The sequence below is a fragment of the Streptomyces sp. NPDC031365 genome (assembly GCF_055569765.1).
The window spans coordinates 92,563-106,208 of the sequence record NZ_JBVIIM010000009.1 but is presented as its reverse complement, the minus strand read 5'-3'; the positions used below and the strand labels follow the sequence as shown (position 1 = coordinate 106,208).

The window sequence follows — 13,646 nt, the reverse complement described above, 5'->3', positions numbered from 1 at the left end:
GTTCGTGGTACGCGCCCGTATCCGCGCCTCGCAAGCCGCGGGGGGAGATACCGGCTCCGGAGGAGACAGCTCCGGGGCTCGTACGGTCCCGTCCGCGGACGAGAATTGTCTCGGAGAACACCCCTGCTACGGCCACTGATCTATCTAGGCTGTGTCACGATGGCCAACACAAGGGATGTCCAAGATGCCCAGGACCACGCAACTGCGTACGTACACCGTCCGTGACGGCATGCTCGACGAGTGGGCCGAGCGCTGGCGACAGGAGATCGTGCCGCTGCGGCTGAAGCTGGGCTTCACGATCGGCGGTGCGTGGGTGGACCGGGAGCGCAACCAGTTCGTGTGGCTGATCTCCTACGACGGTCCCGAGACCTTCCAGGAGCGCAACGCGCTGTACTGGTCGTCACCCGAGCGCAAGGCGATGAACCTGAACCCGGACGACTACCTCGTCCACACCGGCGACTGCACGGTCGAGCAGGTCTACTGATCACGGCCGGCCGAGCGGCAGCATGTGCAGCCGCCGTTCCTCTTCGGTGAGCGTACGGAAGACCCGCGCCCGCGCTACCGCCTCCAGCCGGTCGTAGTCCGGCTCCGCCGGCCACACCCGGGCCGTCCCGTCGGCGGACCCGGTGAGCAGCCGCGTGCTGTCGCGGGACCACACCACCGAGGTCACCTTGCCTTGATGGACACCGACGACGCCGACCTCCTCGAAAGTGTCCGCGGACCACACCCGTACGGTGCGGTCGTCGGACCCGGTGGCGACGTACCTGCCGTCAGGCGACCAGGCGACGGCACGGACCCGCCCCTCGTGCCCTTTCAAGATGTCGATGCGACGCCCCGTGCCCACATCCCACACGGCGGCCGTCCAGTCCCCGGACGCCGTGGCAACCCGGGCGTCATCTGGGGACCAAGCGGCGTCCTCCACATAGTTGTCGTGGCCGCGCAGGACGGTGAGCTGTCGGCTGTCGCTGGTGTCCCAGAGTCGGCAGGTCCGGTCGTCGGAGCAGCTGGCGAGCAGCCGTCCGCTCGGTGACCAGGACACACGGCCCACCCAGTCCTGATGTTCCTCGAACTTCATCAGTTCGGTCCCGTCCAGCGCCGACAGCACGCGTACGGCGCCGTCGTGTCCGCCGGTCGCGATCCTTCGGCCGTCCGGGGACCAGGCGCATCCTTCGACGACTTCCCGGCGCTGCTCGAAAAGCGTGCCGCCCGTGCCGTCCGCGACCCGGAAGAGCCCGTCGTTGGTGCTGAGTGCGAGCCGGTCCCCATGCGGCGAGCAGGCCACACTCCACACCCGGTCGTCCAGGCGGACGACGGGCCCGGCGGACACGCCGGTTCCCGCGTCCCAGACTCGGGCCGTGCCGTCGTCTGAGGCCGTGACGACGCGGATGTCGTCCCCGGACCACGCCACGTCGTTCACCGGACCGTCGTGCCCGTTGACGAGTGTGGACTCGGCGCCGTGCGGACGCAGGTCCCACACGATCCCGGTGCCGTCGGTCGAACCGGTGGCGAGCTGCGTACCGGTGGGAGACCAGGTCACCCCCCACACGGTGTCCGCGTGACCGCGCAGTACCGCCAGGACCCTCACGTCCTCGGCATTGACGATGCGTACGGTCCGGTCGGAGGAAGCGGAGGCGAGCATCCGGCCGTCCGGCGACCAGGACACGTTCCACACGTAATCGGTGTGCCCACGCAGCAGAAGTCGGAGCTCGCCCGTCCGCGCGTCCCAGATGCGGGCGGTGTGGTCACCGGAGCCGGTCGCGACGCGGCGCCCGTCCGGGGACCATGCGATGCCTTCCACGAAGTCCGTGTGCCCGGTCAGGGTCACGGTGGCCGTCCCTGTCGTCCGGTCCCACACGATCACCGTCTGGTCGTGGGAGGCAGTGGCGAGAAGGCCGCTGCCCGGCGACCAGGCAACCCCCCAGACGTCGTCGTCGTGCCCGCGCAGTTCGTGCACGAGCCGACCGGTCAGAGCCTCCCAGACGCGTACCACGTGGTCCTTGAACGTGGCCGCGATGTGCACCCCGTCGGGCGACCAGGCCACCTGCCTTCCGATGTCTCCGGCTCCCGTCAGCAGCCGTACGGGATCCCCTGAGACGGCATCCCAGACCCGTACGACGCGATCCCGCCCCGCAGTGGCCACCTGGGCCGAGTCGGGGGACCAGGCCACGGACTCGACCATCACGCCGTCGGACGGCAGGACAAGCAGGGGGCGTCCCGACCGGGCGTCGTAGATCCGGGCCGTACCGTCCCTGGAGGCCGTTGCCAGCAGCCGCCCGTCCGGCGACCAGGCGACATCGCGGACCGTGTCCGTGTGCCCGTCGAGCCGGGTACGAGGATGGCTGGCGGCCAGTGCGGTCATCAGGCCCCTCCGCGCCGAGGGAGTCGGCGTGCACTCGCCGAGCGCGGCCAGCGACAGGAGCAGGGCGCGCTCGGGCTCGGTCTCCGCACTGCTGAGAACCTGTCGGCCGATGCTGTCGGAGACCCGACTCAGGAAGGCGAGGTCCCGACGCTGCGAAGCCTCTACGAGTGCCTGGGCCGGCGCTGAGGCCTGCCCGGCCTCGTCCAGGGCTTCGAGCCAGCGCTGGGCCACAGTGAGTCGTTCCCCGGTGAGGAGATAGTCGGCGCTGCGCCTGGACCGCTCCCAGTCCTCGGCCCACCGCTCCAGTTCCGCACGCTCCCGCAACCGCTCGGCCCGCGCCTCCACCTCCTGCCGCAGCGGCGCCCACTGCCGGAACAGCGCCTCGTGCGTCACCTGCGCGTACGCCTCGGGGCCGGTGGCCGGGTCCCCGCGTACATCGGACCGCAGCAGCCGGGCGTCGATGAACGCGTCCACCACCTGCCGCTCCCGGTCGGTGAGGTCCGACAGCGGCACATGGCGGCGGGCGACCTCCTGCCCCTCCACGGTGACGAACTTCAGCAGCACGCGCAGCACGAACTCGATGGTGTCGCCCGTACCCAGACCGGCCACGGTGTTGTCGGCCTGCCGCGCCAGGGCCCCCGGGACGCCGCCGAGCCGCTGGTACAGCTCCTCGGTGACCGTTCCGCCGGGGCCGGATGTGAAGTACAACTCCTGGAGGAGGTAGGCGAGCAGTGGAAGAGCGTCGTCAGTGCCCGTCTCGTTCACGATGGTGTCGACCACGCCGGGTGCGAAGGTGAGGCCCACCAGAGCACCGGGGGCCTCCACCACCTCGGCGAGCTGCGCCCGGCCCAGCGTGCCGATGGCGATGGGGTGTTGGAAAAGCTCGGCGTGCCCTGTCCCGAGGAACCTCCCCAGGAGGTCCACGCGAAGCGTGGCCAGCACCCGGACCGACGGGTCTTGCTCCAGACAGCCACGCAAGCTATCAAGAAAATAGGCTCGTTCCCGCTCGCCCCCGAGAGTGACGAGTTCCTCGAACTGGTCGACGACGAGGAGTATCCGTCGGAACCGTCCTCCGCGCAGCCGGGTCAACTCGGCCCGCAGGGCGTCAGGCCCTTGGCGGAGCCGCCGCAGTACAGAGCTGGCTGCCTCCCGCTCTCCGGCGGCAGTCGCAAGCGACGCGGCGAGAGCGCCGAGAGGGTTCGGGCCGGGTGAGAAGGGCGGAATCACAGTCCATCGCCGCTCTCGTAACCGGGGCAGGACTCCAGCCCGCACGAGTGAGGACTTCCCACTGCCGGACGCTCCGGCCAGCAGCAACAACCGGTCTGCGGGCCGCGTCTCGGTGGCATGCAGCCTGCGCGTCAGCTCAACGGCCTGGGCCTCGCGGCCGAAGTAGACAGCCGCCTCGTCCTCGTCGTACGCGTCCAGCCCCGGATACGGCACCCGGTCACGCGGCCAGTCGGCTTGCGGCGGCGCGGGATTCTCCAGTCGGTACACCACGACCTGCCCGACCACCATGGCCACCACCAGCAGCCCGATCGCCGGGACCGAGAACCGCTGGATGACCTCGAGCGCCCACGGCGCGTCGTCCGTACTGGTGGCGTAGTTGGTTGTGATCCCGAGTAAACAGGCAACCACCGCCAGCATAATCTGGAGCAGCACCTGCATCCGGTGCCTCATCCGGCGCCACTCACAACCGCGCCCCTGCCCGCCGACACTCCCTGCCCCCGATCCGCCGGCCTCGGAGCCGGTTCCACGTTTCCTCGGCCCTCACCACGGACAGGAGGGCTCGTGACCATCTTCCGGGGCGGCCGAGAAGCGATCAACGGTGCGGGTTGGATCCGGCCAGAACAGGCCTTACACGGCACCGCCGCCGAAACCGCGGTCATCCACGAGGCACCCCCACATTGGCGGGGAGGACGGCGACAGATCGACACTCGCGTCGGTGGCGATCGGAACACCCCCGTCGGCGGGGAGGACCCCGTCCGGGATGACAAGCTCGTAATGGGTCGATCTTCTCCGCCGACGCGGGGATGATCCCTGGGCCAGCGGCTACGTATCAGGCCGTCGGGTGATCAGGGCCCTTGAGGGTGTCGAGGAAGGCCGTCCAAACGGTGGCGGGGAAGCGGACAACGGGACCGTGCGGGGTCTTGCTGTCACGGACGGGGACAACGGCGGGGAGGCCGTCGGCGACCTCGACGCAGTTGTTCTGGCCCCCGTCGCTGTAGCTCGACTTGCGCCACGTCACGGTGCCGAGATCGGGGGTGCGGTTCATGATCGGTGTTCCTCCAGGATGCGCTCGATGAACGTCACCGATTCCAGCGGCGTCAGCGCCGCGTCTCGGATCTGATCGTAGGCCAAGCGATACTTGAGGAAGTCATCCGATTCTTCGATCAGTTCACCCGATGCGCTGCCCTCCAGATAGGCGACGGAGCTGCCGTCCGGCTGCCACAACAGAGAGAGCGCGCCGTCGGGAACTGGCTGCACGCCCACACTGAAAGGCAGCACCTGGACAGTGATCGACGGCTGTCCAGCGGAGAAGACGAGGTGGGTCAACTGGTCTTCCCAGATCTTGGGATCGGCCGGTGCACGTCGTAGCGCCGCCTCGTCGATGATCGCGCGGACAGTCGGCTGGGGCTTCTTGTGCAACAACTCCTGCCGACCGAGACGGGCAACGACCTGCTCCTCCAATTCCTCCTCGTCGATCGGTGTCGGCCAGAGGGACAACAGCACACGTGCGAATCCCTCGGTCTGGAACAGTCCGGGAATGACCGGCGTGTACATGTGCATCACGTTGGCCGTGGACTCAAGGCGCATGAAGGCCTTGTACTGGTCCTTGAACACCTCCATCCGCGCCAGCTTCCACAGCCGTACCAGGAGGTCCCCGGTCTCGTAGTACGCGTCCAGGTCCTCCATGACCGGCCGCTTGGAGATGCGTTCGGCGGCTTCCAGGCGGTACAGGTAGCTCTTGTCGTAGTTGGTGTCGTCGGCGAGTTGGCTCAGGGACTTACCGGCCTTTTCACGGAGGTAGCGCAGGGTGCTGCCCAGCGCACCGCGGGCGGAGTCCTCGTTGGTGTCCTGTTGCTCCGGCCGTACGGTCATCCGCCCCGCTCCTCGGTCCCTCGTGCCGCCTCCGCTGCCGTGTGGGGCGGCAACGCGTCAGCCCTGGTCACGTCACCCCGCTCAGCATGACGCTTTGAGTGCAGCACGTGACGGATGACCGGAGTAGGCAAATGACGGACAAGGAACTCGAAACAGTGATGGACGGGATTCAGCAGGCGGAGGCCGTGCGGGAGGAGTTGGGAGCGGCGCTGGCCGGTGCCGGGGTCACGTTGCCCTCGCTGGCGCTGGACGTCCCCATGGTCGCGGTGTGCTACGCGGAGCCGCTGATCGACCTGGGGCGCTGCAACCTCGCAACCGCCCGCAAGCTCGCGGCCGTACTGCGGGGCGCCGCCGGAAGGACGCGGTGAGCGAGGGGACACGGCCGCTCTCCGCCGAGGAGTGGCTGTTGATGTTGCGGGTGCTGACCTGTCTGAGGGACGAGCTGGTACGCGACAGTGAGCAGCGGCGACCGGATGATGTGGCGTCACCGCCCTCCGCGCGGACGCTGAGCAAGCGGCTTCGGGAACTCAACCACTGGAGCAGCTGGCGGGACGGCCCGCGGTGATCGGGCGGTCGTCGGACGTGGACTGGCTTGCGCCGCCGCGTGGTACGGATGAGATCCCGCGCGGTGAGCTGGTGGAGGACCTGGATTCGGGGCGGGTCGGGGTACTCCAGGACGTCACCGCGTACATGCCTCCCTGGCGAGGGGATCAGCGTCCGCGTCAGACCGCGTTCGTGCGTCCTGTCGGTGGAGGACGGGAGTGGACTGTGCCCCCGGAGCGGTTGCGGGCGGTTGGCCGGGACCGTGAGGGTGCGGGCGGTCCCGACCGGGTGGGGTGAGGGGTGAGAGGGCCTCAGTGGTTGCGGGGGAAGCCCAGGTCGACGCCGGCCGGGGCGTCGGCCGGGTCGGGCCAGCGGGTGGTGACGACCTTGCCCCGGGTGTAGAAGTGCGTGCCGTCGTTGCCGTAGATGTGGTGGGCGCCGAAGAGGGAGTCCTTCCAGCCGCCGAAGGAGTGGTAGCCGACGGGGACCGGGATCGGGACGTTCACGCCGACCATGCCGGCCTCGACCTCCATCTGGAAGCGGCGTGCGGCGCCGCCGTCGCGGGTGAAGATCGCGGTGCCGTTGCCGTACGGGGAGGCGTTGATGAGGTCCAGGGCCTCCTCGTAGGTCTCCGTGCGCAGGACGCAGAGGACGGGGCCGAAGATCTCGTCCTGGTAGGCCGCCGCGGACGTCGGGACCTTGTCGAGGAGGGAGATGCCGATCCAGTGGCCGTTCTCGTGGCCGTCCACCGTGTAGCCGGTGCCGTCCAGGACGACTTCGGCGCCTTCGCCCGCCGCGCCCGTGACGTACGACGCGACCTTGTCGCGGTGCGCCGCGGTGATCAGCGGGCCCATCTCGGAGGTCGGGTCGTTGCCGGGGCCGATCTTGATCTTCTCGGCGCGCTCGCGGATCTTCTCCACCAGCGTGTCACCGATCGCGCCGACGGCGACGACCGCGGAGATCGCCATGCAGCGCTCACCGGCCGAGCCGTAGGCCGCGGAGACGGCCGCGTCGGCCGCCGCGTCGAGGTCGGCGTCGGGCAGCACCAGCATGTGGTTCTTGGCGCCGCCGAGGGCCTGGACGCGCTTGCCGTTCGCGGAGGCGGTGGTGTGGATGTAGCGGGCGATCGGGGTGGAGCCGACGAAGGAGACGGCCTTGACGTCGGGGTGCTCCAGGAGGCGGTCGACGGCCACCTTGTCGCCGTGGACGACGTTGAACACGCCGTCGGGCAGTCCCGCCTCCGACAGCAGCTCGGCGAGGCGGACCGAGGCGGACGGGTCCTTCTCGGACGGCTTCAGTACGAACGTGTTGCCGCAGGCGATGGCGAGCGGGAACATCCACAGCGGCACCATCGCCGGGAAGTTGAACGGCGTGATGCCCGCGACCACGCCCAGCGGCTGGCGGATCGACGACACGTCGACGCGGGTGGCGACCTGTGTCGACAGCTCCCCCTTGAGCTGGACGCTGATCCCGCAGGCCAGGTCGACGGTCTCCAGGCCGCGCGCGACCTCGCCGAGGGCGTCGGAGTGCACCTTGCCGTGCTCGGCGGTGATCAGCTCGGCGATCTCGTCACGATGGGCGTCGAGCAGCGCGCGGAACTTGAACATGACCGAGGTGCGGGTGGCCAGCGAGGACTGGCTCCAGCTCAGGTACGCCTCCTTGGCGGCGGCGACCGCGGCGTCGACCTCCTCCACGGAGGCGAACGCGACCTTGGTGGTGACCTCGCCGGTCGCCGGGTCGGTCACCGGCCCGTGGTTCCCCGAGGCGCCTTCGGCGGTCTTGCCGCCGATCCAGTGGTTGACGATCTTCGTCATGACCGAGAACTCCTTCGCAGATGGCGGCGTCGGGTGGAGACGTGCCGTTCGTACAGCTCGTACCGCTCACGGGCGTCGGCCGCGGACGTGGGTGCCGCGGCCCCGGCCATGCGTCCATCCCACCAGTTCCGGGGCCTCGGACGGGCCCGACACAGTGTCGGCCGTTCGGGTCCGGGGGTGGACACATGGGATGGGTACGGGACCTCCGGCGCGGGGCCGCGGCGGGCGGGGAGTCGTCGCTCGCACTTCGCTCCTGCCAAAGCGAGGCGGTCTCCCGCGCCGGAGGCGATCGGTGGGGTGCCGGCGGAGACACCCGGGGGGACGTACGGCCCGGTGGGGGCGGGGGCGGCCCAGCGGTCGCCGACACCGAAGTCCACCCGCGGCAGCGGTACGCCCGTCCGGAGCGGACAGCGGTCCACTCCGGTCCACCCCATGGTGATCAGGTCGTGCGCCATCGCGGTCGTCCCTTCGTACGGCTCGTCGGCACATACGGTCTGCGGTGCTGCGGTGCAGCGGCTGTTCGGCTCTCCAGGGTTTCTAGCCGGGGTATGAAGCCCTGTCAATGTTTTGTCCGGACATTCGGACGAGAACCTAATCGTGTCCGCCCGCGCGTTTACGGGCCCCGTTGTCAGTGGCCGCGGCTACCGTGCGGTGCCATGCCGAACGCGTACACCACCCTGTGGACCAATGACCTGTGCGAGGCCCTTGCCCGCGAGGGCTTCACGGGCGAGCGCCTGACCGTGATGTTCGGCGGGCCGCACCAGTCGCTGCCGAGCTTCGTACGCGCCGGAGTGTGCCCGGGCGACGTGATCCACCCGGTCCGGGTCTTCCGCCGGCGGCTGTGGGTGCTCGGAGCGATGGAGGTGGGGCGCGTCCTCGACTACGAGACCGCGGGCGAGGACCTGGCGACGGAGGACTATCTCCGGCTCGTCCACTGGAAGCCGCTGAAGGCCGGCTGTGTCACCGAGGTCGTCGTCGGGCCGCCCGGCAGCCCGCTCACCTTCGAACGCCCGGTCCCGCCCGGCCTCCTGGCCCGGCTCACCTACCGGTCACGGCGGGGCGAGCGGGGGATCAAGCACGTGGTGGACGGCGAACTGCGCAGCGCGGTGAGCGTGCACGGCATTTACCGGCTGGCACCGGAGTCCGCGGACGAACTGAGGGCACTGGTAGGGCAGTCCCTCACCGCGTGAGGACACGTGGCGGCGTGCGAGTCAACGCGCCCCGCCGGTGAGCCGGAGTACGCCTGTGTGTCGCTCCTGTCACAAAAGCTCCCGTGCTGTCACAGGTGTCACACCTGCGCGGGCCTTCCGTCACACCCGGTACACAGCCCCTGCCCTGCCGTCGGCCGGCCTCGTTGACCGGGCACAACGCATGCCTGATCACCAGCGCGGCACCCGGCTCCCCATGACGGCCACCCCCGGCCGCCGCCGCGGTGCGCGCGGGGAGGTGCAAAGCCATGACCGACCGACGGCTGTGGTCCTACAAGGACATCGCGGCACACATCAAGGTGCAGCCGGACACCGTACGTTCCTACCGCAAGCACGGCCTGCTGCCCCCGCCCGACCATGTGGAGGGCGGCAAGCCCTACTGGTACGCGGACACCGTCCGCACCTGGGTCGCCGCCCGTCCGGGCAACCGGGGCCGCAGAGACGGCTGACCCGGGGAAGATGAAGAGCGGCTGTGCCCCGCCCCCGCGGCGGGGCACAGCCGTGTGACCGGCGCTCAGCTCCACGGCTCGATGACGGTGACGCCGGCGCCCGGAGCCGTCCCCAGGGCCGCCAGAGCCACGGGGGCCGCGTCCAGGCCGATCGTGGACGTCACCAGCAGGTCGGGGCGGAGCACCCCCGCGCGGACCAGTTCCAGCATCGGCGGGTAGGCGTGCGCGGCCATGCCGTGGCTGCCGAGGAGTTCGAGTTCCAGGGCGATGGCGCGGGCCATGGGAACGGGCGTGGTGCCCGAAGGTGAGGGCAGCAGGCCGACCTGGACATGGCGGCCCCGGCGGCGCAGGCCATGGACCGAGGCTGCGCAGGTGGCGGGTGCGCCGAGGGCGTCGAGAGAGAGGTGGGCTCCGCCGCCGGTGAGGTCACGGACCGCCTCGGCCGGGTCCCGCACCGCCGACGCGTCCACGCATTGCGCCGCACCGAACCGCCGCGCCAGCCCGAGGGCCCCCGGTGACACGTCGACGGCGACGACCCTGGCGCCCGCGGCCGCCGCGATCATCACCGCCGACAGGCCCACCCCGCCGCAGCCGTGCACGGCGACCCACTCCCCCGCCGCCACCCGGCCCTGCTGGACCACCGCCCGGTGGGCCGTGGCGAAACGGCAGCCGAGCGAGGCGGCCGTCGCGAAGGACATCCCGCCGGGGATCGCGACGAGGTTCACGTCCGCGTGGTCCAGGGCCACGTAGTGCGCGAAGGAGCCCCAGTGGGTGAAGCCGGGCTGGGTCTGCCGCTCGCACACCTGCTGGTCGCCGGCCGCGCAGGCCGGGCAGGAACCGCAGGCGCAGACGAACGGGACGGTGACCCGGTCCCCGGCGTTCCAGTCCGTGACCCTCGCGCCGACCGCTTCGACGACTCCGGCGAGTTCATGGCCGGGGACGTGCGGGAGCGTGATGTCCGGGTCGTGGCCCTGCCAGCCGTGCCAGTCGCTGCGGCACAGGCCGGTGGCCTCGACGCGGACCACGACTCCGTGCTCCGCGGGCTCCGGGTCCGCGACCTCCCGTACCTCGGCCGGTTCCCCGTACCGCTCGAACACCACCGCCCGCATGACTGGTCCCGCCTTCCGGTGATCATCTCTTCCGGCGGAACGCTATCCCCGGGCAGCCGCCTTGTCGCGGCCCCGCTTCCGCCCCGCCGCCGGAGGCACGGACAGGGCAGGCGGCGGCCTGCCCGACCCGTCCTCGCTCGCGAGGACGCCGGGCGCGAGGCGTACGGTCGGGAGCCTGAAGGACGTACGCGTCCGCCCACCCGGCCCACCCCTCGTGGATTTATACCCCCTAGGGGTATAGTCTGGGTGTAGCGCGAGACCACACGGTCCCCCGTGGCCCGTGTGGACCCCGCCACGCCTCATATCCCCTACGCCCCGACGAGGAGTAACGAACATGACCTCCCAGACCGACACCCAGGGTTCCGTCACCACCGTCTACAAGGTGAGCGGGATGACCTGCGGGCACTGCGAGGGCGCCGTCTCCGGCGAGATCTCCGCGATCCCCGGTGTCAGCTCGGTGACGGCCGTCGCCTCCTCCGGCGAGGTGACCGTGGTCTCCGCGGCCCCGCTCGACGAGGCGGCCGTGCGAGCGGCCGTCGACGAGGCCGGCTACGAGCTGGCCGGCACGGCCTGAACCGGGACCCACCCATGAGGCCTGCCTGAACCGGGGCCCCACCCACGCGGCGTGAACCGGGCCGTATCGGCCACCCCGTCCTGCGGCCCGGCACACCACCCGCACCCGGAATCCCGGACGTCCCTGGAGTACGGACATGACCAGCACCACCGCCGCCGAGGCACCGGCCGCCGAGCGGCCGGCGGCCTCGGAGGTCGAACTGCTCATCGGCGGTATGACCTGCGCCTCCTGCGCGGCCCGCGTCGAGAAGAAGCTCAACCGCATGGACGGCGTCACCGCCACGGTGAACTACGCGACGGAGAAGGCCCGGATCACCTACCCGCCGGGCATCGAGGTCGCCGACCTGATCACCACGGTGGTGCGGACCGGCTACACCGCCGAGGAACCCGCGCCCCCACAGGACGAGAAGGACCAGAGCTCCGCCGCCCAGGCCGACCCGGAACTCGCCGCCCTGCGCCGCCGTCTGACCGTCTCCGCGCTCCTCGCCCTCCCGGTCATCCTCCTGGCGATGATCCCGCCCCTGCAGTTCGACAACTGGCAGTGGCTCTCCCTCACCCTCGCCGCTCCCGTCGTGGTCTGGGGCGCCGCTCCCTTCCACCGGGCCGCCTGGACCAACCTCCGGCACGGCGCGGCCACCATGGACACACTGGTCTCCGTCGGCACGCTCGCCGCGTTCGGCTGGTCCCTGTGGGCGCTGTTCCTCGGCGACGCGGGCATGCCCGGCATGCGGCACCCCTTCGAACTCACCGTCTCGCGCGCCGACGGCGCCTCCACGATCTACCTGGAGGTCGCCGCAGGCGTCACCGCGTTCCTCCTGCTCGGCCGCTACCTGGAGGCCCGCTCCAAGCGCCGTGCGGGAGCGGCCCTGCGGGCGCTGATGGAGCTGGGCGCCAAGGACGTGGCGGTACTCCGCGACGGGCGGGAGGTGCGGATCGCGGCGGACCTGCTGGCCGTGGGCGACCGGTTCGTCGTGCGCCCCGGGGAGAAGATCGCCACCGACGGTACGGTCCTCGAGGGCTTCTCCGCCGTGGACGCGTCCATGCTGACCGGCGAGTCCGTTCCGGTGGACGTCACCGTCGGCGACACCGTCACCGGCGCCACGGTCAACGCGGGCGGCCGGCTCGTCGTCGAGGCCACCCGGATCGGCGCCGACACCCAGCTCGCGCGGATGGCGCGGATGGTGGAGGAGGCGCAGAACGGCAAGGCCCAGGTACAGCGCCTCGCCGACCGGATCTCCGGCATCTTCGTCCCCGTGGTGCTGCTGATCGCGGTCGCCACCTTCGGCGCGTGGCTCGGCTCCACCGGCGACACCGTCGCCGCGTTCACCGCCGCCGTCGCCGTCCTGATCATCGCCTGCCCCTGCGCCCTCGGGCTCGCCACGCCGACCGCGCTGATGGTCGGCACCGGGCGCGGCGCCCAGCTCGGCATCCTGATCAAGGGCCCCGAGGTCCTGGAGTCCACCCGCCGCGTCGACACCGTCGTCCTGGACAAGACCGGCACCGTCACCACCGGGCGGATGTCCCTCCAGGAGGTGTACGTCGCCGAGGGCACGGACGAGCGGCTGCTGCTGCGGCTCGCGGGCGCCCTGGAGCACGCCTCCGAGCACCCCGTCGCCCGGGCGATCGCGGCGGGCGCCGAGATGAGGAGCGCCGGTGCCCTGCCGGAGGCCGAGCACTTCGAGAACGTCCCCGGGCGGGGCGTGCGCGGGCGTGTGGAGGGCCACGAGGTGGCCGTGGGGCGGCTCCCCGGACTCTTCGGGGAACTGCCGCCGGCCCTGGCCCGGGCGAAGGACGAGGCCGAGCGTGCCGGGCGTACGGCCGTGGTGGCCGGCTGGGACGGGGTGGCACGCGGTGTCCTCGCGGTCGCCGACACCGTGAAGGAGACCAGCGCCGAGGCGGTGCGCGACCTGCGCGCGCTCGGGCTCACGCCGGTCCTGCTGACCGGTGACAACCAGGCGGTGGCCGAGGCGGTCGCGCGGGCCGTGGGCATCGACGTCGACCAGGTGTTCGCCGAGGTGCTGCCCGAGGACAAGGCCGAGGTCGTACGGCGGTTGCAGAGCGAAGGGCGCAGCGTCGCCATGGTCGGCGACGGCGTCAACGACGCGGCCGCGCTGGCTGTCGCTGATCTGGGTCTCGCCATGGGCACCGGCACGGACGCGGCGATCGAGGCCGGCGACCTGACCCTGGTCCGCGGGGACCTGCGGGTGGCGGCGGACGCGATACGGCTGTCGCGCCGGACCCTGTCCACCATCAAGGGTAATCTCGTCTGGGCGTTCGGCTACAACGTCGCCGCGCTCCCGCTGGCCGCGGCGGGGCTGCTGAACCCGATGATCGCCGGTGCCGCCATGGCCTTCTCCTCGGTGTTCGTGGTGACGAACAGCCTGCGGCTCCGGGCATTTCATTGAGGACTCAAGAGGGCCGTACCCCTGGAGTCCGGTACGACCCTCACATAAGCTCTTCACAAGGCTCGCGCATCTTCCTTACGCTTGAGT

Annotated in this window: 12 protein-coding genes and 1 pseudogene; 7 read left to right on the top strand and 6 right to left on the bottom strand. The window is 70.9% G+C overall.

From position 1 onward, the window contains the following. The first annotated feature begins 184 nt into the window (after positions 1–184). Positions 185–484, top strand: a complete 300-nt coding sequence (locus tag ACZ5C2_RS16075; RefSeq protein WP_468790785.1) for an NIPSNAP family protein — start codon at positions 185–187, stop codon at positions 482–484. Here the strand turns inward: ACZ5C2_RS16075 and ACZ5C2_RS16070 are convergent, their stop codons facing one another. The 3 genes from ACZ5C2_RS16070 to ACZ5C2_RS16060 form a co-directional block, all read right to left on the bottom strand. Then, on the bottom strand, positions 485–4,018 hold the full coding sequence (locus ACZ5C2_RS16070; protein WP_468790783.1) for an nSTAND1 domain-containing NTPase: 3,534 nt from the start codon (positions 4,016–4,018) through the stop codon (positions 485–487). Positions 4,019–4,415: 397 nt separating this feature from the next. Then, entirely contained in the window at positions 4,416–4,631 is a 216-nt protein-coding gene (locus tag ACZ5C2_RS16065) for a DUF397 domain-containing protein (protein ID WP_468790781.1), read from the bottom strand. Then, positions 4,628–5,458, bottom strand: coding sequence for a helix-turn-helix domain-containing protein (locus ACZ5C2_RS16060; RefSeq protein WP_468790779.1), 831 nt, complete (start codon positions 5,456–5,458; stop codon positions 4,628–4,630). Before ACZ5C2_RS16060 ends, ACZ5C2_RS16065 begins: the two co-directional genes overlap by 4 nt. Positions 5,459–5,589: 131 nt before the next feature. Between ACZ5C2_RS16060 and ACZ5C2_RS16055 the strand changes: the two genes are divergently transcribed. Beyond that, a complete protein-coding gene (locus ACZ5C2_RS16055) occupies positions 5,590–5,826 on the top strand; it encodes a hypothetical protein (protein WP_468790777.1) in 237 nt (78 codons plus the stop codon). Then, complete coding sequence (locus tag ACZ5C2_RS16050) at positions 5,823–6,023, top strand: hypothetical protein (RefSeq protein ID WP_468790775.1); 201 nt, start codon at positions 5,823–5,825, stop codon at positions 6,021–6,023. Before ACZ5C2_RS16055 ends, ACZ5C2_RS16050 begins: the two co-directional genes overlap by 4 nt. 289 nt (positions 6,024–6,312) lie before the next feature. On the opposite strand, the gene mmsA is transcribed toward ACZ5C2_RS16050, so the two are convergent. Beyond that, a complete protein-coding gene (mmsA, locus tag ACZ5C2_RS16045; RefSeq protein WP_468790773.1) occupies positions 6,313–7,815 on the bottom strand; it encodes a CoA-acylating methylmalonate-semialdehyde dehydrogenase in 1,503 nt (500 codons plus the stop codon). 197 nt (positions 7,816–8,012) lie between these two features. Beyond that, positions 8,013–8,108, bottom strand: a pseudogene (locus ACZ5C2_RS16040) (5-deoxy-glucuronate isomerase); the annotation flags it as partial. A gap of 363 nt (positions 8,109–8,471) precedes the next feature. On the opposite strand from ACZ5C2_RS16040, the gene ACZ5C2_RS16035 reads away from it, so the two are divergent. Both ACZ5C2_RS16035 and ACZ5C2_RS16030 read left to right on the top strand, forming a co-directional pair. After that, entirely contained in the window at positions 8,472–9,005 is a 534-nt protein-coding gene (locus ACZ5C2_RS16035) for a hypothetical protein (protein ID WP_468790771.1), read from the top strand. Between the two features lie 266 nt (positions 9,006–9,271). Beyond that, positions 9,272–9,472 carry a helix-turn-helix transcriptional regulator gene (locus ACZ5C2_RS16030; RefSeq protein ID WP_468790769.1) on the top strand — a complete coding sequence of 67 codons (201 nt, stop codon included), beginning with the start codon at positions 9,272–9,274 and terminating at the stop codon, positions 9,470–9,472. A gap of 65 nt (positions 9,473–9,537) precedes the next feature. Here the strand turns inward: ACZ5C2_RS16030 and ACZ5C2_RS16025 are convergent, their stop codons facing one another. Then, positions 9,538–10,581 carry a zinc-dependent alcohol dehydrogenase family protein gene (locus ACZ5C2_RS16025; RefSeq protein WP_468790767.1) on the bottom strand — a complete coding sequence of 348 codons (1,044 nt, stop codon included), beginning with the start codon at positions 10,579–10,581 and terminating at the stop codon, positions 9,538–9,540. Between the two features lie 334 nt (positions 10,582–10,915). Here ACZ5C2_RS16025 and ACZ5C2_RS16020 point away from each other — a divergent pair, with 334 nt between their 5' ends. Both ACZ5C2_RS16020 and ACZ5C2_RS16015 read left to right on the top strand, forming a co-directional pair. Next, positions 10,916–11,155 carry a heavy-metal-associated domain-containing protein gene (locus ACZ5C2_RS16020; protein ID WP_468790765.1) on the top strand — a complete coding sequence of 80 codons (240 nt, stop codon included), beginning with the start codon at positions 10,916–10,918 and terminating at the stop codon, positions 11,153–11,155. Between the two features lie 136 nt (positions 11,156–11,291). Continuing rightward, positions 11,292–13,559, top strand: a complete 2,268-nt coding sequence (locus ACZ5C2_RS16015) for a heavy metal translocating P-type ATPase (protein WP_468790763.1) — start codon at positions 11,292–11,294, stop codon at positions 13,557–13,559. Positions 13,560–13,646: the final 87 nt, after the last annotated feature.